Annotated in this window: 20 protein-coding genes; 5 read left to right on the forward strand and 15 right to left on the reverse strand. The window is 71.4% G+C overall.

All coding sequences use genetic code 11. The features are described 5' to 3' along the window. Window positions 1-393: 393 nt before the first annotated feature. A complete protein-coding gene (locus KIK09_RS47045) occupies window positions 394-1458 on the forward strand; it encodes an AI-2E family transporter (RefSeq protein ID WP_308164723.1) in 1065 nt (354 codons plus the stop codon). On the opposite strand, the gene KIK09_RS47050 is transcribed toward KIK09_RS47045, so the two are convergent. Beyond that, window positions 1397-2488: a sensor histidine kinase gene (locus KIK09_RS47050; protein ID WP_214326081.1), complete on the reverse strand. Its 1092-nt coding sequence runs from the start codon at window positions 2486-2488 to the stop codon at window positions 1397-1399. The two genes, KIK09_RS47045 and KIK09_RS47050, sit on opposite strands and share 62 nt — an antisense overlap. Further along, window positions 2488-3141: a response regulator transcription factor gene (locus KIK09_RS47055; protein ID WP_214326082.1), complete on the reverse strand. Its 654-nt coding sequence runs from the start codon at window positions 3139-3141 to the stop codon at window positions 2488-2490. Before KIK09_RS47055 ends, KIK09_RS47050 begins: the two co-directional genes overlap by 1 nt. Window positions 3142-3241: 100 nt before the next feature. Here KIK09_RS47055 and KIK09_RS47060 point away from each other — a divergent pair, with 100 nt between their 5' ends. Beyond that, window positions 3242-3643: a hypothetical protein gene (locus tag KIK09_RS47060; protein ID WP_214326083.1), complete on the forward strand. Its 402-nt coding sequence runs from the start codon at window positions 3242-3244 to the stop codon at window positions 3641-3643. Between the two features lie 153 nt (window positions 3644-3796). Here the strand turns inward: KIK09_RS47060 and KIK09_RS60375 are convergent, their stop codons facing one another. Genes KIK09_RS60375 through KIK09_RS47105 form a run of 9 tightly spaced genes read right to left on the reverse strand, consistent with a single transcriptional unit; the run spans window position 3797 to window position 12903 of the window. Next, entirely contained in the window at window positions 3797-4831 is a 1035-nt protein-coding gene (locus tag KIK09_RS60375) for a DUF6597 domain-containing transcriptional factor (protein ID WP_308164724.1), read from the reverse strand. A 9-nt stretch (window positions 4832-4840) separates the two neighbouring features. Then, window positions 4841-5704: a hypothetical protein gene (locus KIK09_RS47070; RefSeq protein ID WP_214326084.1), complete on the reverse strand. Its 864-nt coding sequence runs from the start codon at window positions 5702-5704 to the stop codon at window positions 4841-4843. A 47-nt stretch (window positions 5705-5751) separates the two neighbouring features. Continuing rightward, a complete protein-coding gene (locus KIK09_RS47075) occupies window positions 5752-6948 on the reverse strand; it encodes an ABC transporter permease (protein ID WP_214326085.1) in 1197 nt (398 codons plus the stop codon). Next, window positions 6945-7598 carry an ABC transporter ATP-binding protein gene (locus KIK09_RS47080; protein ID WP_308164725.1) on the reverse strand — a complete coding sequence of 218 codons (654 nt, stop codon included), beginning with the start codon at window positions 7596-7598 and terminating at the stop codon, window positions 6945-6947. The genes KIK09_RS47075 and KIK09_RS47080 overlap by 4 nt, the downstream gene beginning before the upstream one ends. Then, window positions 7595-8689, reverse strand: a complete 1095-nt coding sequence (locus KIK09_RS47085) for a peptidoglycan-binding protein (protein ID WP_214326086.1) — start codon at window positions 8687-8689, stop codon at window positions 7595-7597. The genes KIK09_RS47080 and KIK09_RS47085 overlap by 4 nt, the downstream gene beginning before the upstream one ends. Continuing rightward, the gene (locus tag KIK09_RS47090; RefSeq protein WP_214326087.1) at window positions 8686-9207 is read right to left on the reverse strand and encodes a hypothetical protein; all 522 of its coding nucleotides are present in this window, start codon (window positions 9205-9207) and stop codon (window positions 8686-8688) included. Before KIK09_RS47090 ends, KIK09_RS47085 begins: the two co-directional genes overlap by 4 nt. A 29-nt stretch (window positions 9208-9236) precedes the next feature. Next, window positions 9237-10655, reverse strand: coding sequence for a sensor histidine kinase (locus KIK09_RS58635; RefSeq protein ID WP_214326088.1), 1419 nt, complete (start codon window positions 10653-10655; stop codon window positions 9237-9239). Then, complete coding sequence (locus KIK09_RS47100; protein ID WP_214326089.1) at window positions 10652-11332, reverse strand: response regulator transcription factor; 681 nt, start codon at window positions 11330-11332, stop codon at window positions 10652-10654. The genes KIK09_RS58635 and KIK09_RS47100 overlap by 4 nt, the downstream gene beginning before the upstream one ends. A gap of 35 nt (window positions 11333-11367) precedes the next feature. Next, complete coding sequence (locus tag KIK09_RS47105; protein ID WP_308164726.1) at window positions 11368-12903, reverse strand: AMP-binding protein; 1536 nt, start codon at window positions 12901-12903, stop codon at window positions 11368-11370. Window positions 12904-13168: 265 nt separating this feature from the next. Between KIK09_RS47105 and erm the strand changes: the two genes are divergently transcribed. After that, window positions 13169-13915 (forward strand): ErmE/ErmH/ErmO/ErmR family 23S rRNA (adenine(2058)-N(6))-methyltransferase, encoded by a 747-nt coding sequence (erm, locus tag KIK09_RS47110; protein ID WP_214326091.1) that lies wholly within the window; start codon window positions 13169-13171, stop codon window positions 13913-13915. Here the strand turns inward: erm and KIK09_RS47115 are convergent. Then, window positions 13904-15292, reverse strand: a complete 1389-nt coding sequence (locus KIK09_RS47115; protein ID WP_214326092.1) for a putative hexosyltransferase — start codon at window positions 15290-15292, stop codon at window positions 13904-13906. The genes erm and KIK09_RS47115 overlap by 12 nt on opposite strands. Window positions 15293-15409: 117 nt before the next feature. Here KIK09_RS47115 and KIK09_RS59730 point away from each other — a divergent pair, with 117 nt between their 5' ends. Together KIK09_RS59730 and KIK09_RS47125 are read left to right on the forward strand one after the other, a co-directional pair. After that, window positions 15410-16606 carry a molybdopterin-dependent oxidoreductase gene (locus KIK09_RS59730; RefSeq protein ID WP_214326093.1) on the forward strand — a complete coding sequence of 399 codons (1197 nt, stop codon included), beginning with the start codon at window positions 15410-15412 and terminating at the stop codon, window positions 16604-16606. Between the two features lie 6 nt (window positions 16607-16612). Continuing rightward, window positions 16613-17737 carry a vWA domain-containing protein gene (locus tag KIK09_RS47125; protein WP_214326094.1) on the forward strand — a complete coding sequence of 375 codons (1125 nt, stop codon included), beginning with the start codon at window positions 16613-16615 and terminating at the stop codon, window positions 17735-17737. Here the strand turns inward: KIK09_RS47125 and KIK09_RS47130 are convergent. Genes KIK09_RS47130 through KIK09_RS47140 form a run of 3 tightly spaced genes read right to left on the reverse strand, consistent with a single transcriptional unit; the run spans window position 17710 to window position 22393 of the window. Beyond that, a complete protein-coding gene (locus KIK09_RS47130; RefSeq protein ID WP_214326095.1) occupies window positions 17710-19515 on the reverse strand; it encodes a chitinase in 1806 nt (601 codons plus the stop codon). The two genes, KIK09_RS47125 and KIK09_RS47130, sit on opposite strands and share 28 nt — an antisense overlap. Continuing rightward, entirely contained in the window at window positions 19512-21161 is a 1650-nt protein-coding gene (locus tag KIK09_RS47135; RefSeq protein WP_214326096.1) for a carbohydrate binding domain-containing protein, read from the reverse strand. Before KIK09_RS47135 ends, KIK09_RS47130 begins: the two co-directional genes overlap by 4 nt. Beyond that, window positions 21158-22393, reverse strand: a complete 1236-nt coding sequence (locus KIK09_RS47140) for a carbohydrate-binding protein (RefSeq protein WP_214326097.1) — start codon at window positions 22391-22393, stop codon at window positions 21158-21160. Before KIK09_RS47140 ends, KIK09_RS47135 begins: the two co-directional genes overlap by 4 nt. Window positions 22394-22401: the final 8 nt, after the last annotated feature.

A 22401-nucleotide genomic window follows, 5' to 3' on the forward strand; every position in this document is an offset into this window, starting at 1 on the left:
ATCAAACTCTCCAAAAGATGTTTGAAACCCAGCAATACTTCGCCAAATTAGACGAGGTGTTGCATGAAAATCATGCACTGGCTTTTAACACACTGTTGAGTTCTCAAGAAACGGACGCGTACTCCCCAGAACCGCGAGAGGCGTTCATTTCGTCTTTGTTCTTGTTCCTAAACCTTACCGCCGTCCCGGTCAGTGTCAAATTGACACCAGCCGGTTCTAGCTGCAGGAATGGGATCCTGCCCCGTCTCCGGAGCAACCCTTCTAACTTACTCCGAACTTCGGAGCCTGTCAAACAGGGCCCCGGACGATCTTCATTGCCCGGACGGGACTGGTGAACTCTATGTACAGCCTCCGCAACCGTCAAATCGGCGGATATGGGGGTATGTACGGTTCGTGAACGATCGTCCGGTGCCCAGAGCGCTCATCGTCCTCCTGGGGATCGCCGGCGCGGTGATCGCCCTCTTCGGAATGCGCGAGGTCGCCTCCATCCTCGGTCCCGTCGTCCTCGCTCTGGTCCTGGTCATCGCCGTTTCCCCGGTGCGCAGATGGCTGGAAGGCAAGCAGGCCCCCAAATGGGTGCAGATCGCCGTGCCGTTCACGATCGTGGTGCTCGTCCTGCTCGGAATGGTGGCCGTGCTGACGCTCGCCGCCACCCAGCTCGCGACGATCCTGCCCGGCTACACCCGGCAGTTCCAGGGCCTGGTCACGCTGGCCCAGCGCTTCGCCATCGAGCACGGCATCAGCAACGACCAGCTCAACAAGGCCATCCAGTCCTTCGATCCGACGAAGGTGATCGGCCTGGCGCAGAGCCTGCTGACCAGCCTGCTCAACGTGCTGTCGAGCCTGTTCCTGATCGTGGTGCTGCTGCTGGCGATGAGCCTCGATGCACCGGCCACCGCCAGGATCATCGCCTCGGGGCACGGCGAGCTGGTGACGGCGCTGAACGACTTCGCGCAGAAGACGCGGCGCTACCTGATCGTCTCCACGGTGTTCGGCCTGATCTGCTCGGCGCTGGACGTCGCCGCGCTCTACATCCTCGGAGTCCCGCTGCCCCTGCTCTGGGGTGTCCTGGCGCTCATCACGAACTACATCCCGAACATCGGCTTCGTCCTGGGCTTGATCCCGCCCGCGACGCTGGCGCTGCTGGAGGGCGGGCCGAAGCAGATGCTTCTCGTCATCGCCGCCTATGTCGCGATCAACGTCGTCATCCAGTCGTTCATCCAGCCGAAGTTCCTCGGCGACGCCGTCGGGCTGTCGACCACGATGACGTTCCTGTCGCTGATCGTGTGGGCGTTCGTGCTCGGCCCGCTGGGCGCGCTGCTGGCGATCCCGCTGAGCCTGCTCACCCGGGCCATCCTGGTCGACAGCGATCCGAGCGCGACCTGGGCGGCCGCCCTCATCTCGGGCGAGCCCCCACGAACGGTACGGCGGGCCGTACCGGAGCCGAAGGGAAAGTGACCGTGATCGAGAGGCCGCCCTCCGGGCCCGGGAAGGCGGAGACGGTGGCGGCGTGGGCGTCGGCGATGGCCGCGACGATCGAGAGCCCGAGGCCGAGCCCGTCGGCGCCCGCGCGGCGGTCGGCGTCCAGGCGGCGAAATGGCTGGAAGAGCCCGGCGATCTGGTCGGCGGGGACGGGCGGCCCGCTGTTGACGACGGTGAGCGAGCGGTCGCGGGTGGAGACGCGCACCCAGCCGCCGGGGACGTTGTAGCGCCGGGCGTTGTCGACGAGGTTGGTGACGAGGCGTTCGATCAGCGCGGCGTCGCCCGAGACCACGGTGGGGACGAGGTCGGGCGAGTGGCCGGCCACCTGGGCGGCGATCGCGGCCAGGTCGACGTCGTGCCTGGTCGACAGGCCCTGCTGGCCGCGCGCCAGGGTGAGGAGCGCGTCGATGAGGCGTTCCTGGTGCCCGCAGGAGGCCAGGAGCCGCTCGAAGGTGGCGCGCATCGTCGTGACGTCGGGATCCGGGTCGGCGAGCGCCACCTCGACCATGGCCTGCTGCAGCGTGAGCGGGGTGCGCAGCTCGTGCGAGGCGTTGGCGACGAAGCGGCGCTGCGCGGCGAAGGCCGCCTCCAGCCGTCCGAGCAGGTCGTCGAAGGTGTCGGACAGCTCCTTCAGCTCGTCGTCCGGCCCGGTCGCGGCCAGGCGCCGGTCGAGGCGGTCGGCCGAGATCCTGCGTACGGTCGCCGTCATGCCGGCCAGCGGCCGCAGCACCCGCCCCGCCATCACCCAGCCGAAGCCGACCGAGGCGCAGGCCATGACGCCCAGCGCGATGGCCGAGCCGGCGAGCAGCCGGTTCAGGTCGGCCTCGCGCTGGCGGTCCATCCAGGTCTCGGGCACGGTGATCGGCGAGCCGGACAGGTCGGGCGCGGGCGGTGCGGCGGCGGGCAGGTGCGCGGCCAGCAGGTAGATGAGCGCGACGAGCAGGATCCCGGTCGCCAGGAAGAGGACGCTGTAGACCAGGGTCAGCCGGAATCGGACGGTGCGCATCAGATCCGGTATCCCGCCTGCGGCACGTTCTCGATCAGCGGCGGGTCGCCGAGCTTGCGCCGCAACCGGCTGATCGTGACCTTGACCGTCTGGGTGAACGGGTCCGCGGCCTCGTCCCAAGCCCGTTCGAGCAGGAGCTCGGCGGAGACGACCGCTCCCCCGGCGGACAGCAGCAGCTCGAGCACGGCGAACTCCTTCGGGCTCAGCGCCAGCGGCCGCCCGTCGCGGGACGCCTCGCGCCTGGCCGGGTCGAGCCGGAGCCCGCCGCGTTCCAGCACCGGCGGCAGCGCGGGGTGCGACCTCCTGGCCAGCGCCCGCACGCGCGCCACCAGCTCGGCGAAGGCGAACGGCTTGGGCAGGTAGTCGTCGGCCCCGACACCCAGCCCCTCGACACGGTCCTCGATGGTGCCCGCCGCGGTGAGCATCAGGACCCTGGCCGGGTTGCCCTCGGAGGCCAGGGCGCGGCAGACGTCGTCGCCGTGGAGGCCGGGCAGGTCGCGGTCGAGCACGACGACGTCGTACCGGTTGACGCAGGCGCGGTAGAGCGCGGCCTCGCCGTCCAGCGAGACGTCCACGGCCATGCCCTCGCGGCGCAGCCCGGTCGCCACGGTTTCGGCGAGCTCCGCGTGGTCCTCCACGATCAGCACCCTCATGCCGCCATGGTGACCTTCGCCCGGTTACGGGGGCGTAACTGTTCCCGGGCTGTAACCGGCCGGCCGCTTCCCTGGGGTCAACCGATCCGAGGAGGACATCATGCTCAAGCTCGTCACCGCCCTGCTGGGCGTCGCGGTCGTCACCGGTGGTGGCCTGGCCGCCACGGCCTCAGGGGATACTCCCGCGTCAGGGGATACCGCGGCGTTCGTCCAGTGCATGCGGTCGCACGGCCTGCCGGACTTTCCCGACGTGACCGTCTCGGCGACCGGTCAGGTGTCCATCGAGCTGTCGGGGACGCGGGTGGATCCGGTCTCGCGGCAGTACGACGCCGCCGTCCGCGCCTGCGAGCCGCTGCTGCCCGGCGGGGCGCGCCTGCCCCGCCCGCCCGCCGCCCCTTCCAGGGCCGACATCCCGGGCGTTCCTGGTGTGCCGGGTGTGCCTGGTTGCGAGGCTTGGTGCCCCGTCGCGCCGACCGCCCCTGGCGCGCCGCGTCCATCCTGAGGCGCTACGGCAGGCCAGTGTGTCGGCGTGGCTTGCCGCATCCGTCCTGAGGCGGTACGGCAGGCCACGGTGTCGGCATGGCCTGCCGCGTCCGTCCTGAGCGGGTACGGCGGGCCACGGTGTCGGCGTGGCTTGCCGTACCGGCCGACGAGGTCAGGCGGCGAGGTGGGTCATGGAGACGCCGCTGAGGCGTTTGACGTCGTGGGAGAGGTGGGCCTGGTCGGTGTAGCCGCTGGAGGCGGCGACCTCGGCCAGCGGGACGCCGGAGCGGGCCAGGCGCAGGGCGCGCTGGAACCTGACGATGCGCTGCAGGGTCTTGGGCGCGTAGCCGAAGCCTGCCAGGGTGCGGCGGTGCAGCTGGCGCTCGCTGTAGCCGAGGTCCCATGCGACCTCGGCGACCGTGCGCCCGGCCCGCAGCGCCGCCGCGATCGCCGGGGCGGCAGGGTCCGACGGCGGGGTGTCGCGCAGCCGGGCGAGGACGGCGGCCTTCATCGCCAGCAGCCGCGCGGCACCCACCGCGTCGAGCCCCGGCAATCTCGGCACCCCGAGAAGGGCGGCCGGCCCGCCTCTGGGACCCTCGGCGGCCAGGGCAGCAGAGCCAGGGGGCGTCCAGGCAGAGACGGCAAGCGCGGACACGCCGGGAGCGACGAGGCCGCCAGGAGACGCGGCGCCAACAGCAGCGGAGCCATCGGGCGACGCGACGCCAAGAACCGCGTGACCATCGGGCGACGGGAAGCCAGGAGCGGCATGGCCGTCGGGCGACGTGGCGGCCAGAGCGGCGAGCGGGGCGGGCAGGGCTGTGAACGGTAGGGCGAGGGGGTCGGGTGGCTCGGCGAGAGCCGAGGTCAGGGGCTCCAGGGCCGCGGGGTCCGTGAGGAGGGGAGTGGTGAGGGCGGCGAGCGCGGTGGCGGGGATGCGCTGGTCGCGGAGCTCGGTGAGGGGGACGCCGAAGACCAGGCCGGTGGCGCCGGGTTTGAAGCGGATCCCGGTGTAGGTGTCGCCGGCGCGCATCCGCGTGGGCATCGGCCCGGTGTCGGGGCCCGCGACGTGCGGGCCGTCGGGACCCCAGATCAGGTCGACGCAGCCGTCGGGCACCACGAGGTGGGTGCCGTCGGCCTCGCACACCTGGTGCCACAGGCAGGCGATCCGATCGGCCAGCGCGGGCTCCGGCGGCCTCTCGGTGTACACATGGCCAGGCTATGCTCCGCCACCGACAGAACGCCCGTACGCCCGCAGGGTCTTCAGCCGGAGCACGGTGACGTACCCGCCCCACTCGTGGGCCACGACAGGCGTCCACATCAGCCAGTTCCCACCCCACCCGCCGTCGGCGGACTGGCCGGCCTCCAGGACGTCGAGGTGCTGGGAGATCACCTCGGGGGTGAAGAGCGGCAGCCGCAGCGGCGCGGGGGCGTAGTCGAGCGGGAAGTGGGCGTGGCCCGAGGCGGCGGGGTCGAAGGTGACCGTGGCCAGGATCGCCTCCTTCAACCGGGTGAACTCGGCCAGCGCCCGATCCCGGTCGGGCACCAGGTCGAGGAAGGTCACCACGGCGCGCGCCTCGTACGGCGTGGTCTCGGTGATGCGGGAGATGGCCGACCAGCAGAACTCGGTGGCCGGGCCGAGCCAGGGGTGCTCGACGCCGTGCTTGTGCAGCAGGCCGACCAGCGACGCCGTCGGCACCAGGTTGCCCGGCGGGTCGTCCTCGGTCTCCCACCAGGGTGCCCGCGGCATGTCGCGTACCGAGGGCAGGACGAACGGCACGCCGCCGTCCTTGGCCGTGACGGAGGCCAGGTAGTCGCAGGCCGCGGGGACCATGGGGTCGGAGAAGGCGTCGAGCTCGTCCAGGATCCAGAACGCCACCTCGACCGGCTCCGGCTGGCTGGCGGCACCGCGCAGGTCGGGTTCGAGCGCGTTGCCGAACCCACCGTCGGCGTTCTGGTAGCCGCGCAGCACGCTGAGCACGCGCTCGCGCGATCCGCCCGAGAACAGCGCCTCGAAGCGGAGCCGGTCGATCAGCCTGGCGTTGAGCTGCAGATATGTCGCCGCTCGCGGGAAAACGTCCATGTGGCGACGCTAGCGGGGACCCGCCCGCCGCCTCTTGTAGGAATCGGTCACGGTGTGGCCAGGGCCTCGGTGGGCGACATCCTGGCCGCCCGGACGGCCGGGTAGAAGCCGGCCAGCCCGCCGATGATCAGCGTGGCCAGGACCCCGCCGACCATCGCCCAGATCGGCACGAGGGACGGCCAGCCCTGGAACGTCGCGTAGCTCCAGGTCACGCCGATCCCCAGGACCACACCCCCGATCCCGCCGATGGCCGACAGCAGCAGGGACTCGGCCAGGAACTGCAGCCGGATCTGCCCGCGCGTGGCGCCGAGCGAGCGCCGCAGCCCGATCTCGGCCCGCCGTTCCAGCACCGAGATGACCATGGTGTTGGCCACGCCCACGCCGCCCACCAGCAGCGCGACCCCGCCGAGCCCGAGCAGCAGCGCGTTCAGCGTGGCGTCGGTGGCCTGCTTGGCGGCCAGCGCGTCCGACGGCCTGGAGACCTGGACCTCGTTGGGCTTCTCCGGGTTGGCCGTGGCCGCGAGCACGTCGCGGACCGCGGTGACCTGGTCCTCGGCGGCCCTGGTGTAGATCGTGGTCGGATACCCGTCGAAGCCCAGCCGCGATTCGGCCACCGGCCAGCCGACCAGGGCCGCGCTGTCCAGCTCGGGCGCCAGCGCCACGGGCGCCAGCACGCCCACCACGGTGAACCACTGCCCGCCGAGCCAGACCCGCTGGTCGGGACCGGCGTGGACGACGCCGAGCCGGTCTGCCGCCTTCGCGCCGAGGACGACGGCCGGGTAGCGGTGGGTGGCCACGTTCAGCCAGGCTCCGCCGGCGAGCCCGGCGCTGACGTCGCGCAGCAGGTCGAGCCGGGCGGCCAAGACCGAGATGCTGCCGGACTCCGCGGCCGGGATGTGGTCGTTGCGGTACACCTTGGCCGTGGTCTGGCCGGTGGCGGTGACCGCGGTGACGGGCCCGATCTGACCCACCATGCCCTCGGCCTCGGCGGGCAGGTGGGAGCTGTCGCCGAAGAGCGTCTGGCCGGGTGAGACCTTGAGCAGGTTGGTGCCCAGGGCCTGCAGCTGCCGGTTCAGGTCCTCCTGGCTGGAGGCGGAGATGCCGACGACGCCGAGCATGGCGGCGATGCCGATGGCGATGCCGAGCGCCGACAGGAACACCCGCAGCGGCCTGGCGCGCAGGCCGCTGCCGCCGACGCGGACGACGTCGCGGGGACGCAGGCGGGCAGTGGTGAGCGCCGTCATGTGAGCACCTGCCCGTCGAGCATCTCGACCTGCCGGGGCAGGCCCGCCGCGATGTCGCGGTCGTGGGTGATGATGAGCACGGTGGTGCCGGCGGCGTGCAGCCCGCGCAGCAGCTCCATCACGCCGGCGCCGGAGTGGGAGTCCAGGTTGCCGGTGGGCTCGTCGGCCAGCAGCAGGTCCGGCTCGCCCGCCACGGCGCGGGCGATCGCGACGCGCTGGCGCTCGCCGCCCGACAGCTCGTGCGGGCGGTGGCCGAGCCGGTGCCCAAGCCCGACCCGTTCCAGCGCGTCCAGCGCCCGCAGTCGCCGCTCGCGCAGCGGGTGGCCGGCGTAGAGCAGGCCGTCGGCCACGTTGTCCAGCGCCGAGACGCCGGCGGCGAGGTGGAACTGCTGGAAGACGAAGCCGATCGAGCCGGCGCGCAGCGCCGACAGCTGCCGGTCGGTCAGCCCGGCGACCTCGTGCCCGGCGATCCTGACGGTCCCCGAGGTCGGCCGGTCCAGCGTGCCGATCATGTGGAGCATGGTCGACTTGCCGGATCCCGACGGGCCCACGATGGCGACCAGCTCGCCGTACTCGATGCCGATGGAGACGCCGCGCAGGGCCGCGACCTCGCCGTAGTCCTTGCGGACGTCGTGGAGTTCGACGATCACTTGGGCACCGCCACGGTGGCGCCCTCGTCGACGCCGGTCACCTCAACCTGGCCGTCGGCGAACATGCCGGTCTTGACCGCCGCGTACCGGGTCGTCGAACCCTGCACGACCTGCACGCCGTAACCGCCCTCGGCCAGGGCCACCAGGGCGCCGACCGGGACCGACAGGACGTTCCTGCGCTGCTCGGAGACGATGGTGACGTCCACGGGCGCGGCGTCGAAGCCCTTCTTCAGCCCCGAGACCGAGACCTTGACCTCGATCGTGGTGGTGGCGTCGTCGCCGTTGCCTGTCTGGGTGGCGACCTTGCCGACGCTGGTGATCCTGCCCTTGACCGTGGTGCCGTCGGGCAGTTCGACGGTGGCCTTCGTGCCGCGTTTGACCAGGTGCTCATCGACCACGTCGAGGTTGACCAGGACCTGGCGGGTGGGGCCCGTCGCGGTGAGCACGGGGCCGGTCGCCTGGTCGCCTCGCGCGTGCTTGAGCGAGGCGACGCGCAGGGGGCCGGAGGCGATGACCACGTCTCCCGGTCTGACCTGGCCGGTCTGCTCCACCCCGAGGTCGTCCTGCCAGTCCTTGACGGCCTGCGCGGTGGCCGAGGTGAACTCCTCGTCCACGGTGAACCCGGTGTAGCCGAGCTTGGCCAGGTTCCGCTCGAGCTCCTCGACGTCCTTGCCGGAGACACCGTCCTGGAGCGTGCGGTAGAGCGGCATGGTCCCGTACAGCAGCGGCCGGCGGTCGGCGTCGACGCTGTAGACGGTGTGGCCGCGGGTGATGACCGCGCCCTCGGCGGGCAGCCAGGTGATCACGCCCTGGCCTGAGGCGGAGACGGTCCGGGTGTCGCCGTAGCCGAGCGTGCCGTCGACGGTCTTGGTCTCGGTGAGCGTGGTCCTGGTGACCTTGGCGGTGGCGGGCGGGGTTCTGGCGGCGGCAGCCGTACCCGTGCCCTTGCCGCCGAAGCCGATGGCGGCGGCCGCGACGGCGGCGGCCAGCAGCGCGGCGCCGCCCGTCCAGGCGGCGACGCGCAGCGGGTGGCGGCGGCGCGGCGGGAGGGCACGGGTGCGCAGCCGGTCCTCTTCGTGCACCTTGGTCATTGCTTCACCCTCATCTGCGGCATCTGCGAGCGGCAGGCCTCGAGCGCCTGCTTGAAGGCGGGGTTGTCCGGGTCGAGCCTGGTGTCCTTCTTCTTGGCCATGACCATGTTGCCGCTGGGGTCGGGGTCGGGCATGTCGACGCCGTGCTCGCGCATGCACTTGGCGAAGTCGCGCATCTTGTCCAGGTCCTCGGCGGACATCTGCCCGCGGTCCTTGAACGGGGCGAGGGACCTGCAGGCGTCCATGGCCTGCTTGAACTTGTCCTTGTCGCCGTCGACCTTGGTGGTGATCCGCATGCCCTTGCCCGGCTCCGGGTCGGGCATGTCGACGCCGTGGTCACGCATGCACTTGGCGAACTTCCTGCCCTGCTCCTCCGGGTCCGCGGTGGAGGCGGCCGAGGGGGTCGCCGACGGTTTGTCCGAGGCGTTGGCGACGGAGGCGACGCCCGTCGAGTTCGGCTGGTTTCCGCAGGCAGCGGCCCCTATCAGCAGGGCTGCCGCGATGAGTGTCCGTCTCATGTTCCGAATGTGCCGACCGCCGCTGGGAGCTAGCTGGGAGCCGCCTCGGAGCCCGGTAGGAGCACGCGGAAGGTGGCGCCGTCGCCCGGGGTCGTGTCCACCTCGACCTGGCCGCCGTGCGCGCGCACGATGGCCGCCACGATCGACAGTCCCAGCCCGGCGCCGCCGTCGGCCCTGGATCTGCCCTGGCTGACGCGGTAGAGCCGGTCGAACAGGTGCGGCACGTGCTCGGCAGCCACCCCCGGCCCGTCGTCCGACACTTCCAGTACGGCCCAGCCGTCGCGACGCCCCACGCGCACGGTGACCGCGGCGTCGGGCGGAGTGTGCTTGAGCGCGTTGCCGACCAGGTTGGCCGCCACCTGGCGGAGCCGGGCCTCGTCGCCCGCGAGCCCGACCGGCTCGAGCTTGTCGCCGAGGCCGGCGAGCTTGACCTGCCGGTCGGGGACCCGGACCCGGGCGTCGCGGATCGTGCCGGCCGCAACCTCGAGCAGGTCGACCCTGCCCAGGTCGAGCGGGCGTTCCTCGTCGAGCTGGGCGAGCGTGAGCAGGTCGTTGACCAGCACGCCCATCCGGGCGGCCTCGTCCTCGATGCGGTGCATGGTCTCGTCCACGTCGTCGTCCCCGCCGCGCCTGTGCAGCTCGGCGAAGCCGCGCACCGAGGTGAGCGGGGTGCGCAGCTCGTGCGAGGCGTCGGCCAGGAAGCGGCGCATGCGCGACTCCGAGGCGGTCCTGGCGGCGATCTCCGACTCGACCCTGTCCAGCATGACGTTGAGCGCCAGGCCCAGCCTGCCGGGTTCGGTGTGCGGGTCGGGGGCGGGGACGCGGCTGGCGAAGTCGCCTCGGGCGATCTTGCCGGCCGTCCGCTCCATCCTGGTGAGGGGGCGCAGGCCGAGCCGTACCAGCGCGTCGGCGGCCAGGCCGACCAGGAGCAGCACGACGGCGCTGACCGCGAAGGAGATCGCGCTCAGCGCGGTCCTGGTGCTCTCGACCTCCTTCAGCGAGGAGCCCAGCAGCACCATGCCGCCGTCGGCGGACGGGACCCGGTAGACCCGCCAGGACGCGCCCGAGGTGCCCGGCACGGTGTAGGGGCCGTTCTCGCCGGACCGCACCTCGGCCAGGTCGGGACCCGGCTGGCCGTCGGCGGGCAGCGTGGCGACGAGACGGCCGAGCGAGTCGTAGGTGTACATGCGGAAGTTCGACACGACGCGCTTGGTGATCACCGTCTGCAGGTCCACGGGAGGAGGCATGCGGTCCACGGGCCCGAAGGCCACGATCGGTTTGGCGGCGACGACCTTGGTCATGGCCGTGAGCTGGTCGTCGGTCCGGCCGATCAGGTCGCCCGTGAGCAGGGTGATGCCGAACACGTTGGCCAGGACCAGGCCGATCGTGGTCAGTCCGAGCACCGCGACGACCAGCCGGGCGCGCAGGGTCCAGCGGGCGGGCCTCACCGGGGCGTCCTGAGCGTGTAGCCGACGCCGCGGACGGTGTGGATGAGCTGCGGCTCCCACTTGTCGATCTTCTTGCGCAGGTAGTAGACGTAGGACTCGACGATGCTGGAGTCGCCGTCGAAGTCGTAGCGCCAGACGCTGTCCAGGATCTGCGCCTTGCTCACCACCCGGCCGGCGTTGGTGAGCAGGTACTGCAGCAGGTTGAACTCGGTGGGCGACAGGTCCACCAGCGTGCCGTCGCGCCTGACCTCGTGCGCGGCCGCGTCCAGCTCCAGGTCGGCGTAGCGCAGCACGTCCGTCCCGCTGTCCTGGGTACGGCTGCGCCGCAGGATCGCGCGGATGCGCAGCACGACCTCCTCCAGGCTGAACGGCTTGGCCACGTAGTCGTCGGCGCCCAGCGTGAGACCGCGCACTCGGTCCTCGATGGCGTCGCGGGCGGTCAGGAAGAGCACGGGGACGCGCTCGCCCAGGCGCCTGGCCACCTCGAAGCCGTCGAAGTCCTCGAGCATCACGTCCAGGACGACGATGTCGGGGGCGAAGACGCGGGCGGCGGCGATGGCCTCGGCACCGGTCTCCGCCGTTTCGACCTCGAAGGAGACCAGGCGGAGCGTCTGGGAGAGCAGGGCGCGGATGTTCGGCTCGTCGTCGACGACGAGGACCCTGGCCGGTCGGTCCATGCTCCAAGGTTTACCCCAGGCAGTTCAATGCCAGCTCAAAGCGGGACGTATCGCAGCTCCTTGCCCGGGCGGTGCCAGAGCGGGTCGGTCGTGGCGGTGGCCTCCTTCCGCAGGCCCCGCTTGTCGACCTTGTTGGTGGCGGTGAGCGGCATCTCCTTGACGAGCCTGACGTAGCGTGGCGCCCACTTCGTCCCGAGATCCTCCTGCCGTTTCAGGAAATTTCCTAGTTCGTCCGGGGTGAGGTCGCCCTCGATGGCGGCCATCACCTGGTCGCCCGTGACCGGGTCGGGGATGGCGTAGACGGCCACCATGACGACCTTGGGGTGGCGGGCGATGATCCGCTCGACGGGCGCGGCGGCGAAGTTCTCGCTGTCCACGCGCAGCCAGTCGAGGTCGCGGCCCGCGAAGTAGAAGTAGCCGGCCTGGTCGCGGTATCCCAGGTCGCCGCTCCAGTACCAGCCGTCGCGCATCCTGCGCGCCTCGGCCTCGGGGTTGTTGTAGTACCCCTCGAAGCGGACGTTCCTGCCGACGAGCTCGCCGATGGCGGCGTCGCCGTTGACCAGCGCTCCGGTCCCGTCGAACTCGGCGCGCGGGCACTCCAGGCCCGTCTCCTGATCGTGGACGGCCACCTCCATCCCCTCGGGCGGCAGGCCCAGCGCGTCGGGCGGGGTCTCCGGCGTCCTGTTCAGCGAGATCGCGCCCTCGCTCGAGCCGTAGCCCTCGATGACCTGGCAGCCGAACCTGCGCGCGAACTCGGCCATGTCCCGCGCCGACGCCTCGGTGCCGAAGGCGACCCGCAGGGCGTTGTCCCCGTCGTCCGGCGCCTCGGGGGTGGCCAGGATGTAGGCCAGCGCCCGCCCCACATAGTTGACGTACGTAGCCTGATATTTCCGGATATCGGTGATGAAGGCGCCGGCCGAGAAGCGCCTCCGCAGGGTGATCGTGGCTCCCGCGTACGTCGCCATCGCCACGTTCGCCATGATCGAGTTCCCGTGGAACAGCGGCATCGCCACGTACGTCACGGACTCCCGCCCGATCCCGAACCGCTCGCCGTACGCGCCGATGTCGGCCAGCCTCCCCTGGCTGCACACGACCGCCTTCGGCGCCCCGGTCGACCCCGACGTGAACAGCAACAGCAGGGGATCCTCCCGCCCGGGCTCGGTACGGCCCGCCAGCCCACCCGCGCCGCGCCGGCGAGAAGGGACGCCGGCCTCGTCCATGAGCCGGACGGGCGCCCCCAGAGGTAGCCCGTCGAGCAACCGGGCCTGGGATGCGTCCGTGACGATGAACGCGCAGTCGGTGTGCCTGATGTCCGCCGCCAGCTCGGAACCCCGGCGCGTGGGGTTGATCCCCACCACCACTCCCCCGGCCAGCGCCGCGCCGAAGATCCAGAAAAGGTACTCGGGCACGTTCTCGAGCAACACCCCGACGTGCGCCCCGCGCGGGATCTCCGCGGCGCGCGATCGGGCCTCGGCGACCACCTCCCGCCACGTCCACGCCGCGTCCTCGAACCTCAACCCGACCCGGTCGTCCTCGGCCCGCGCCGCCACGAGCTCCGCGAAGGTCACCACATCCGCGATCTTTGAACAAGCGCTTGACCGCGTCAAGGCATATGAACACACGACTGGAACGGCGGCGACGCACCAGGAAGGCGTGCAGGCGCGGAAAACGCGTGGCGGGCGCACCAGGCTTTCCGGCAGGCTGGCGGCATGACATGTTACGGCGCCTACTTCATCAGGCTGCGTCACAGCGGGGCCCGGGCTCGCTAGACGCTGATCAGCGCGCCCAGGGCCCTTCGAGAGATCCCATTCATCTCGAGGACCCGAGAGGGCTGCTGTGGCGCGCAATCGACGCGTTTTTTCACAGAATTTCCTGACAGACCGGCACGCGCTCGACCTGATCGTCAAGGCCGCCGAACCCGAAGGCCTGATCCTGGAGCCCGGCCCCGGAGAAGGCGTCCTGACCTGGGCGCTGGCCCGGGCAGGAGCCAGGGTGATCGCCTACGAGATCGACCCGAGGCTGGCGGCGAGACTGGCCAGAAGCACCAGGGACGACCCGCGGATCCAGGTCAGGCGAGGAGACTTCGCCCAGGCCTTCCCGCCGCGGGAGCCGTTCGCCGTGGTGGGCAACATCCCGTACTCGGCCACGTCGCGGATCGTCGGCTGGTGCCTGCGGGCGCCCGGCATGACCTCGGCGACGCTGCTGACACAGCTGGAGTACGCCCGCAAGCGCACCGGCGACTACGGCCGCTGGAGCCTGCTGACCGTCGCCTCCTGGCCCTGGTACGGCTGGCGGCTCGGCGACCGCGTGAGCAGGCACAGCTTCCACCCGGTGCCGTCGGTGGACTCGGCCGTCCTGCGGATCGAGCGGCGGCGCAGGCCCCTGGTCCGCCACGGCCGCGCCTACCGGGAGCTGGTCGAGCTGGGCTTCCGCGGGGTGGGCGGCTCGGTGCGCGCCTCGCTGCGTCCGCACTACAGGGGCGTGGACGCGGCTCTCGCCGCGGCGGGCATCGGCCGCGACACACTGGTCGGGTACGTGCACCCCGACCAGTGGGTCACGCTGTTCCGGCGGCTAGACCAGTGAGACGGACTCCTTGTCCGGGGTGGGCCTGGACGTGACGACCGTCGGGGCCGTCGCCTTGCGGCGGCCCCACGGCATCGCCATGACCAGGATCGGCAGCAGCACGATCGAGGCGCGCGACCATTCGGAGTGCAGCGCCCACCAGGTGTTGACGTCGAACTGGGTCATGTAGAGATAGCCGTATCCCGCCCACAACGACACCCCGATGATCGCCGGCCAGGCGAACCGGGTGGGCCGGGCCACCAGGAACGGCATGAACCACATCAGGTACTGCGCGCCGAGCCGCGGCGTGACGACCATGAACGCCAGCAGCATGGCGATGGTCAGGTCGATCGGGTCGGCGCGCCGCCACAGCAGGGCCACCACGACCAGCGTCAGGTAGATCAGGTTGGTGCCGATCTTGGCCATCGTCGGCTCGAGCGACCAGTCGCCCCCGGTGAGCTGCGGGGTCCACCCCCACTCGCCCACGATCGGCCGGATGTCCTGGATGACCTTGATGACGTCGGGCAGCTGACTCCACTTCGTGCCGGCGAACAGCGGCAGCGTGACGAAGAAGAACAGCGGCACGGCGCCGGTGGTGACGAGCGCCACGATCTTGGCCCGCAGGTGCGGCAGGAGCAGCAGCATGCCGGGGATGAGCCAGATCGGCCAGCTCTTGGCCGACAGCGCCAGCCCCATCAGCACGCCCGCCCACACCGCGCGCTTCAGGTCCGCCCGGTCGCCCGTGCCAGGCAGCAGCGCCCTGTGCAGCATGCCGCCGCGCCCGACGACCCGCGGGATCGAGCCGCGCACGCCGTAGGCGCGCACGCCCTGGCGAACCCTGGCCACCACGTCGGTGGTGATGCCGTTGCGGTAGGGCGAGCCCGGGCCGCGGGCGACGACGAAGGCGGCCACGCCGAAGACCAGCGCGACGGGCTCCACCTGGCCATGGATCGCGGCCACCAGCAGCGCCAGCGGGTTGAGCGCGTACTGCAGCGCCCGCAGCGACGCCCGCGGCCCGCCCGCCAGCTTGGCGACCAGCGGGATCAGCACGATGTCGGCCACGACGGTGACCAGGCGCCCGGCGTAGCTCCACGGGACGCCCATCCACAGCAGCGCGCCGTACACGTAGGGGATGGCCGGCAGGAAGTGCCAGCCGCCCTCGCTGGCCAGCACCGGGTCCTGGCCGTGCAGCACGGCCAGGCCCGCGGGCTGGAAGCTCTCGACGTAGTCGACCGGCTGCCAGGCGTCGTTGGCGGCGGTGAACAGCAGCAACACCCGGACCCCGACGCCCACGAGGACGGCGGCCCAAAGGGGCGGACGCCAGTCTCGCCACTGGGCGATGAGGGCGAGAGCGACACCGGCGACGAGGACGATCCCCGTGAGAACTGCGTATTCCATGGCGTTGACTAGCCTGCCGTACCCGTTGAGGTGCTGCCACCTGCGATTCCGAATGCGACGCCGCCGGTGGCGGGTCGTACCACGATAGATCACCACCTGTTGTGCTGAACTTCATCCATGGGGGGATCGCAGGTCAACAAGGCGCTGCTCACGCAGTACAGCGAGGCGCGAAAGGGTCTCGAACCGGTCTCCGCCTGGGCGAAACTCACAGGAAACTCTGAGGTCTACCAGGCATTCCGCGGCCGGCGCCGGGTCGCGATCCCCGACCGGGAGGCGGCCGAGCTGGCCGCCGCCGCGATCGCGCACGCGCGGGCGGCGCACGGGCCCGGCGCGGTCGCGGCGGTCGCGGGTTCTCCGCTGGCCGAGCTGATCGGCACAGTACTGCATGAGCCGCCCATCGCGGGGCCGCGGTCGGCGGAGTGGGCGCGGGCGGCGTACGTGGTGCTGTGGGGCGCGCAGGACCGGCGCCCCGGCACGCCGTGGGTGATCGCCGGCCGTTACAAGGGGCAGAAGGTGGTCGCCATCGGCCCGCATCCGGCGCGGCTGTCGGACGAGACGCTGGTGGTGCGGCCCGGTTCCGACGAGGCGCTGGCGCGGGCGGCCGGGCACGTGCTGCTGAAGGAGTTCTTCGTGGACCGGCCGGTCTTCGTCGACCGTCCCGAGCTGTCGTTCCTGGTACGGCCGGGCGGCGGCGACCTCCTGGGTCCCGCGGGGCGGCTCTCGCTCTACGGCGAGGGCGAGCCCGCCGAGGTGCTGGTGCCGCATCAGGGCGGGGTGCTGCGGCGCGGCGTGCCGGTGATCCGGGTGGACGGGGAGCCGGTGACCACGGTGTTCGACCTGATGCTGGCCGAGTACGGGGTGGCGCGCGACGGGCTGCCCGGCTCCTGGCCGGCCGGTTATGACGATCCGCGCGAGCCGTACACGCCTGCCTGGCAGGAGGCGGTGACGGGGGTGGCGGCCTCGCGCGCGGTCAAGCTGGCGCGGGAGCTGGGCGTGACGGCGGAGAAGACGGGCGGGCAGTGCGCGATCCTGCCGGGGCGGCTCGAGCCGGGCGCGCTGCGGGCGGTGCTGGCGCTGCTGCGGCTGACCGGTGGCGGGTGGGCGCTCCCGCCCGCGCCCAGGGTGCTGGCGGTGCCCGGTCCGCTGGGCCAGCTGGCGATCCCCGGTCTCGCGGGTCCCGGTCACGCGGGGTTCCGGTCGGAGGTGGAGCTGCTGATCGGGCCCGGCGACGACTGCGATCTCACGCCGCCTCCGGCCGCGCTGGTGGCGCGGGCGCTCGCGGAGCTGAACCATCAGGCGGTCGAGTCCGTGTAAACCGGCATGATCAGAAACGTCGCTGTCGCCGCCACGTTGCTGTTGGTCGCCGGATGCGGCGCGGAGTCCGTGACGGACACGTCCGCCCCCGCTCCGGCGAAGGCTTACTCGGGGGAAGCCGACACCCGCGAGGCCGCGCCCAAGGACGCGCCGACGCCGCCGGAGCAGCAGCGCAGCTCCGGGCTGCGGGCGGGCAGCGTGGACGACAACGTGGCCTTCGCCGACTACATGAAGTACCGCGAGAAGTTCGCCGGCTGGAACATCCCGGTCCGCGACATCGACGTACGGCAGAGCCGCATCGTCACCGTGGTCGACCAGGATGGCCGCCCGCTGCCCGGCGCGATCGTGCGGGCCGGGCAGCGGGAGGTGCGCACGTTCGCCGACGGGCGCGCCGTGCTGACGGGCTCCGGCGAGGGCACGGTGACCTACGGCAACGCGAGCGTGCCGCTGGCCGAGCAGGGCAGCACGAAGGTGCCCGTGTCGCGGCCGTCCGGCAGGCCGCGGCTGCAGGTGCTGTTCCTGATCGACACAACGGGCTCGATGCAGGACGAGATCGACCGGCTCAAGGCCACCGTCGCGACCGTGGCCCAGCGCGTCAACGACCTGGCCGACCTGGAGTTCGGCATGACGCTGTACCGCGACAGGGGCGACGCCTACGTCACCAGGACCACCGACTTCACGCCCTCGGTCGACGCCTTCAGGAGCGCGCTGGCCGAGGTCCAGGCCGACGGCGGGGGCGACGCTCCCGAGGACCTGAACGCCGCCCTGGCCGAGGCGCTGGACAAGCCGTCCTGGCGCGACGAGACGCTCAAGCTGGTCTTCCTGATCGCCGACGCTCCGCCGCACCTGGACTACCAGGACGAGCCGGACTACGCCACGAGCATCACGGCCGCCGCCCGCCGCGGGATCAAGATCGAGCCGATCGCCTCGTCCGGGCTGGACGACCAGGGCGAGTACGTCTTCCGGCAGCTGGCCCAGCTGACCATGGGCCGCTTCACGTTCCTCACCTACGGCGCCGACGGCGGCTCGCCCGGGGACAACACCCGCCACCACGTGTCGGAGTACGCGGTGCTGTCCCTGGACGAGCTGGTGGTGCGCCTGGTTCAGGACGAGCTCAAGCCGTTGAGGTAGGCGCGGTGGCTGCGTGAGAACTCCGATCCGTTGAACCTGTCCCAGTTGATCGACCAGGCCATCAGCCCCTTCAGCCCGGGGAAGACGCCGTGCGGCCGGTAGCTGCCGCAGTTGGTCCCCTTGGCCAGGCAGTCGAAGGCCTTCTGCACCTCGGCGACCGTGGTGAAGCCGTTGCCCGCGTTGGGCGAGGCGGGCAGGCCGATGGCCACCTGGTCGGGGTTGAGCGCGGGGAACATGTTGGCGGTGTTGCCCGCGATCGGGAACCCGGTGAGCAGCATGTCGGTCATCGCGACGTGGAAGTCGGCCCCGCCCATCGTGTGGTACTGGTTGTCCAGCCCGGTGATCGGGCCGGAGTTGTAGTCCTGCACGTGGAGCAGGGTCAGGTCGTTCCTGAGCGCCTGGATGACCGGCAGGTAGGAGCCGGAGCGCTGGTCGGCGGTGCCGTTCGGTCCCGGCCCGTAGAACTGGTAGCCCAGCTGGACGAAGAACGTCTCGGGCGCCATGGTCAGCGTGAACTTCGCGCCGTACCTGGCCTTGAGCGTCTTCAGCGCGGAGATGAGGTTGACGATCACCGGCGTGGTGGGGTTGTTGAGGTTGGTGTCGCCCTGGTTGAGGTAGAGCGAGTGGCCCTCGAAGTCCACGTCCAGGCCGTCGAGCCCCCACCGGTCGATGATGGCGGCCACGGACTCGACGAACTTGTCCCTGGCGGCCGTGGTGGTCAGCTGGACCTGGCCGTTCTGCCCGCCGATCGAGATCAGCACCTTCTTGCCCTGCGCCTGCTTGGCCTTGATCGCCGCCAGGAAGTCGGCGTCCGATTCGACGTTGGGGCATTCGCTGACGGAGCAGCGGTTGAACCGGATGTCGCCCGAGGTGACCGAGGTGGGCTCACCGAAGGCCAGGTCGATGTAGTCCCAGTCGGCGGGCACGTCGGCCATCCTGATGTACCCGGACCCGTTGGCGAAGGAGGCGTGCAGGTAGCCCACCAGCACCTTCTTCGGCGTCCCTCCGCCGCCTCCCGCCGTCGTGGTGCCGGCGGCCTCCGCGCCGTACGGCGAGCAGTTGCCTGACCCGTCGCAGGCGCGCACCTTGAACCGGTAGGTGGTGCTCGGGGTGAGCCCGGTGGCGGTGTAGCCGGTACCCGTGACCGCGGCAGGGGTGCCGCCGTCACGCGAGACCTCGTAGCGGGCGACGCTGCCCGAGTTGTCGGTCGAGGCGGACCAGCTCGCGGTGAGGCTGGTGCTCGTGGCCCCGCCCACGGTCAGGTTGCCCGGCACCGTCGGGGGCTCGGTGTCCGGCGTGCCGCCCGGGCCGTCGAGGTTGACGTCGTCGGCGTAGTAGGCGCCCTGGCCGTACCAGCCGTTGACGTACACGGTGACGCTGGTCGTGCTCGCATCGGTGGTGAACGAGGTTTTCAGCTGCGTCCACTGCGATCCGGGTGCACCCCAGGTGGAGACGTTGACGCTGCCTCCGGTGGCGCCCAGGAAGACGTAGTTGCCCTGCACCCACGCCGACAGCTGGTACGCCGTGGACGGCTTGACGGTCAGCGTCTGCTGGCAGCGGGCGTAGTCACTGCCCGCGGGCGTGGCCTGCAGGGCCTTGGTCCCGCCGTGGACCGGGCTCGACACGGCCTGGGCGCCGGACGCGCAGATCCAGCCCGCCAGGCCGTTCTCGAAGCCCGGGTTGGTGAGGATGTTGGCCGCGAGAGCCGTACCGGCGTGCAAGGCTGTCAGCCCCAGTGCCAGCGCGGAGGCCGCGGCCAGAGTGCGCAGCCGCCTCATCCGGTGAACCCCTTGAAGATGCCGGTGAACTCGTACGGGGACTGGGCGATGCCGCTGCAGGTCGGGGAGACCGTGCCGTTGGGGCAGCCGCCGTTGTCGCGACCCACCGACCAGAAGCCGACGAAGCCGAGGTGGTTGGCGTTGGCCCAGTCGCGCAGCTTGCGGGCGTCCGCCTGGGTGGTGACCGGCCCTGTGTCGTTCTTGCCGATCATCGGGGTGACGCCGAGACCGCGCTTGAGCTCGGCGTCGGACTTCGACGGCCAGATCGACTTCATCTGGTTGAGCGTGGCCTGGGCGGCCGAGATCATCGAGTCGCCCCAGTTGCCGGTGCCGCCGAAGTCCATGACCATCGGGTTGACCAGCACGTTCAGTCCCTTGGCCGCGGCGTCCTGGAGGATCTGCACCGAGAACGGGTCGAGGCCGTAGTCCTGGGCCTGGATGCGCAGCGTGTAGGAGATCTTGGTGCCGCGTTCGGTCTGCAGCTGCTTGAGCGCGCTGTTGACCTTGTTCACGTCGATGGAGGCCTCGACGTCCACGTCCAGGTGGTTGGTGCCGACGGTGTCGAGCACCTTCTTGTAGGCCGCGAGCAGCGAGGCCGTGGTGCCGCAGTTGTGCTCCAGGTAGGGGCCCTGGGCGCCGCCGCTGGCCACGACGACCTGGCCGCCCTGCGCCTGCAGCGCCTTGACGTCGTTGATGATGCGCGGATCGTCGATCGGGATGGTGCCGCCCCACGCCGGGTTGCAGCCGGTGCTGTCGCCCAGCGCGAAGGCCAGCGTGTAGGTCTTCACCCCGGTCGCGTTCGCGGCGCTGACCAGCGACGGGGTGCTCATCGTGATGTCGATGTACGGCGCGAGCCTGATGTCGCTCGGTGGTGGCGTGGTGTCGTTGGTGGTCTTGCCGGACACCGAGGCGGTGTAGGCCGAGCAGTTGCCGGCGGCGTCGCAGGCGCGGACGCGGAAGCCGTAGGTCGTGTTGGGGGTCAGGCCGGTGGCGGTGTGGCTGGTGCCGGTGACCGCGGCAGGGGTGCCGTTGTCGCGGGAGATCTCGTAGCGGGCGACGCTGCCCGAGTTGTCGGTGGAGGCGGACCAGGAGGCGGTCAGGGTGGTGTTGGTGGCGCCGCCCACGGTCAGGTTGCCCGGCACCGTCGGGGGCTCGGTGTCGGGGGCTCCGCCGGGGCCGTCGAGCACGACGTCGTCGGCGTAGTAGGCGCCCTGGCCGTACCAGCCGTTGACGTAGACCGTGACGCTGGTCGTGCTCGCGCCGGTGGTGAACGAGGTTTTCAGCTGGGTCCACGCGGCGCCGGGTGCGCCCCACGTGCTGGTGTTGACGCCGGTCCCGGTGGCGCCGAGGAAGACGTAGTTGCCCTGCACCCAGGCCGACAGCTGGTAGGCCGTGGAGGGCTTGACGGTGATGGTCTGCTGGCAGCGGGCGTAGTCGCTGCCCGCGGGGGTTGCCTGCAGGGCCTTGGTCCCGCCGTGGACCGGGCTCGACACGGCCTGCGCGCTCGCCGTCGCCGAGCAGGTCCAGCCGCTCAGCCCGCTCTCGAAGCCCGGGTTGGTGAGGATGTTGGCGGCCGCGGCGGGCCGGGCGATCAGTGCGGCGCCGGCGAGCGCGGCGGCCGCCACGATGGCGACTGAGCGGTTCATCCTGTGTACCCCACGAAGATCTTGGCGAAGTCGTACGGCGCCTGCGGGATGTTCGTGCACTTGTACAGGGCGCCGTTGCAGGCGTTGCGGTCGCGGGTGAGCTCCCAGAACGCCAGCGTCCCCAGATGCTTGGACCTGGCGAAGGTGACGAGCTGGCGGGCGTCGTCCTGGTTGTAGATCCGGCCGTCGTCGTTCTGGCCGACCATCGGGGTGACGCCGACCATCCGCCACAGCTGGGCGTCCGACTTGCCGGAGTACAGCGACTTGAGCTGGTTGAACGTGCTGGTGGCCGCCTGGACCGCGGCGTCGCCATAGTCGGCGTTGCGGTAGTAGTCCATGGCCATCACGTTGACCAGGTCCAGGTTGACGCCGGCGTCCCTGGCCGAGCGGACCACGGCCAGGCCGTCGGCCGTCAGGCCCTCGGGCAGCACGGGCAGCGTCAGCGAGATCTTCAGCGCCGGGTAGGTCTGCTGCAGCCTGGCCAGGGCCTGCGAGCGGCGGGCGACCGAGGCGGCGTCGGCCTGGGCCGCGCCCTCGATGTCCAGGTCGATGTAGGTCAGCCGGTAGGCGTCCACGACCGCCTTGTACTCGCTGTACAGCGCCGTCACGTCCGAGCAGCCCTGGGCCAGCTCGACGCCCGAGGCGCCGCCGAAGGAGACCTTGACCTGGCCGCCCGCGGCCCTGACGGCGTCGATCTGGTCCTTGGCCCAGGCCTGGCGCGGGTCGTAGGCACCGAACCAGCTCGCCTTGCAGGCGGCGCCGGTGATGAAGGCCAGCGTGAAGCTCTTCAGCCCGGAGGCCGCGGACATCTCGGTCAGGCTCGGGGTCGGCCAGGCGCCCATGTCCACGTACGGCGCGACCGGCATGGCGACGGCCGGCGGGGTGCCGGTCGGCGTGGGCGTCGGGGAGGTGGTGGGCGACGTGGTCGGGGTCGAGGTGCCCACGGGCTTCCACAGCGCCGGGACGTTCGGCGGCTCCCAGCCGGTCAGCGAGGTGTGCGCCTGGATGCACTCGTAGTCGGTGCCGTTGTACGTCACGCGGTCGCCGACCTTGTAGGAGACGTTGGGCGCCCAGGCGGCGTAGGCCTGCGCGGCGGCCACGGCGGCGGGGCGGGGGGCGCCCGTCAGGCTGGGGGCGGCCGCCAGTGCGGTGGTGGCCAGCGCGGTGACGACCGCGACGCCGGCGGCGACGGCCGCCAAGGCGACGCGGGAGGCGAGGGAAGGAGGTTTCATCGTCCGTC

This window comes from Nonomuraea sediminis (genome assembly GCF_018531495.1).
Classification (GTDB): Bacteria; Actinomycetota; Actinomycetes; order Streptosporangiales; family Streptosporangiaceae; genus Nonomuraea; species Nonomuraea sediminis.

What these genes read in the sequence shown, in the direction of transcription:
- KIK09_RS47135 (WP_214326096.1), bottom strand. Translation starts at nt 21,161, where the DNA reads ATGAACCGCTCAGTCGCCATCGTGGCGGCCGCCGCGCTCGCCGGCGCC.
- KIK09_RS47060 (WP_214326083.1), top strand. Translation starts at nt 3,242, where the DNA reads ATGCTCAAGCTCGTCACCGCCCTGCTGGGCGTCGCGGTCGTCACCGGT.
- KIK09_RS47100 (WP_214326089.1), bottom strand. Translation starts at nt 11,332, where the DNA reads ATGGACCGACCGGCCAGGGTCCTCGTCGTCGACGACGAGCCGAACATC.
- KIK09_RS47050 (WP_214326081.1), bottom strand. Translation starts at nt 2,488, where the DNA reads ATGCGCACCGTCCGATTCCGGCTGACCCTGGTCTACAGCGTCCTCTTC.
- KIK09_RS47115 (WP_214326092.1), bottom strand. Translation starts at nt 15,292, where the DNA reads ATGGAATACGCAGTTCTCACGGGGATCGTCCTCGTCGCCGGTGTCGCT.
- KIK09_RS47075 (WP_214326085.1), bottom strand. Translation starts at nt 6,948, where the DNA reads ATGACGGCGCTCACCACTGCCCGCCTGCGTCCCCGCGACGTCGTCCGC.
- KIK09_RS47085 (WP_214326086.1), bottom strand. Translation starts at nt 8,689, where the DNA reads ATGACCAAGGTGCACGAAGAGGACCGGCTGCGCACCCGTGCCCTCCCG.
- KIK09_RS59730 (WP_214326093.1), top strand. Translation starts at nt 15,410, where the DNA reads ATGGGGGGATCGCAGGTCAACAAGGCGCTGCTCACGCAGTACAGCGAG.
- KIK09_RS47140 (WP_214326097.1), bottom strand. Translation starts at nt 22,393, where the DNA reads ATGAAACCTCCTTCCCTCGCCTCCCGCGTCGCCTTGGCGGCCGTCGCC.
- KIK09_RS47055 (WP_214326082.1), bottom strand. Translation starts at nt 3,141, where the DNA reads ATGAGGGTGCTGATCGTGGAGGACCACGCGGAGCTCGCCGAAACCGTG.
- KIK09_RS47125 (WP_214326094.1), top strand. Translation starts at nt 16,613, where the DNA reads ATGATCAGAAACGTCGCTGTCGCCGCCACGTTGCTGTTGGTCGCCGGA.
- KIK09_RS47070 (WP_214326084.1), bottom strand. Translation starts at nt 5,704, where the DNA reads ATGGACGTTTTCCCGCGAGCGGCGACATATCTGCAGCTCAACGCCAGG.
- KIK09_RS47130 (WP_214326095.1), bottom strand. Translation starts at nt 19,515, where the DNA reads ATGAGGCGGCTGCGCACTCTGGCCGCGGCCTCCGCGCTGGCACTGGGG.
- KIK09_RS47090 (WP_214326087.1), bottom strand. Translation starts at nt 9,207, where the DNA reads ATGAGACGGACACTCATCGCGGCAGCCCTGCTGATAGGGGCCGCTGCC.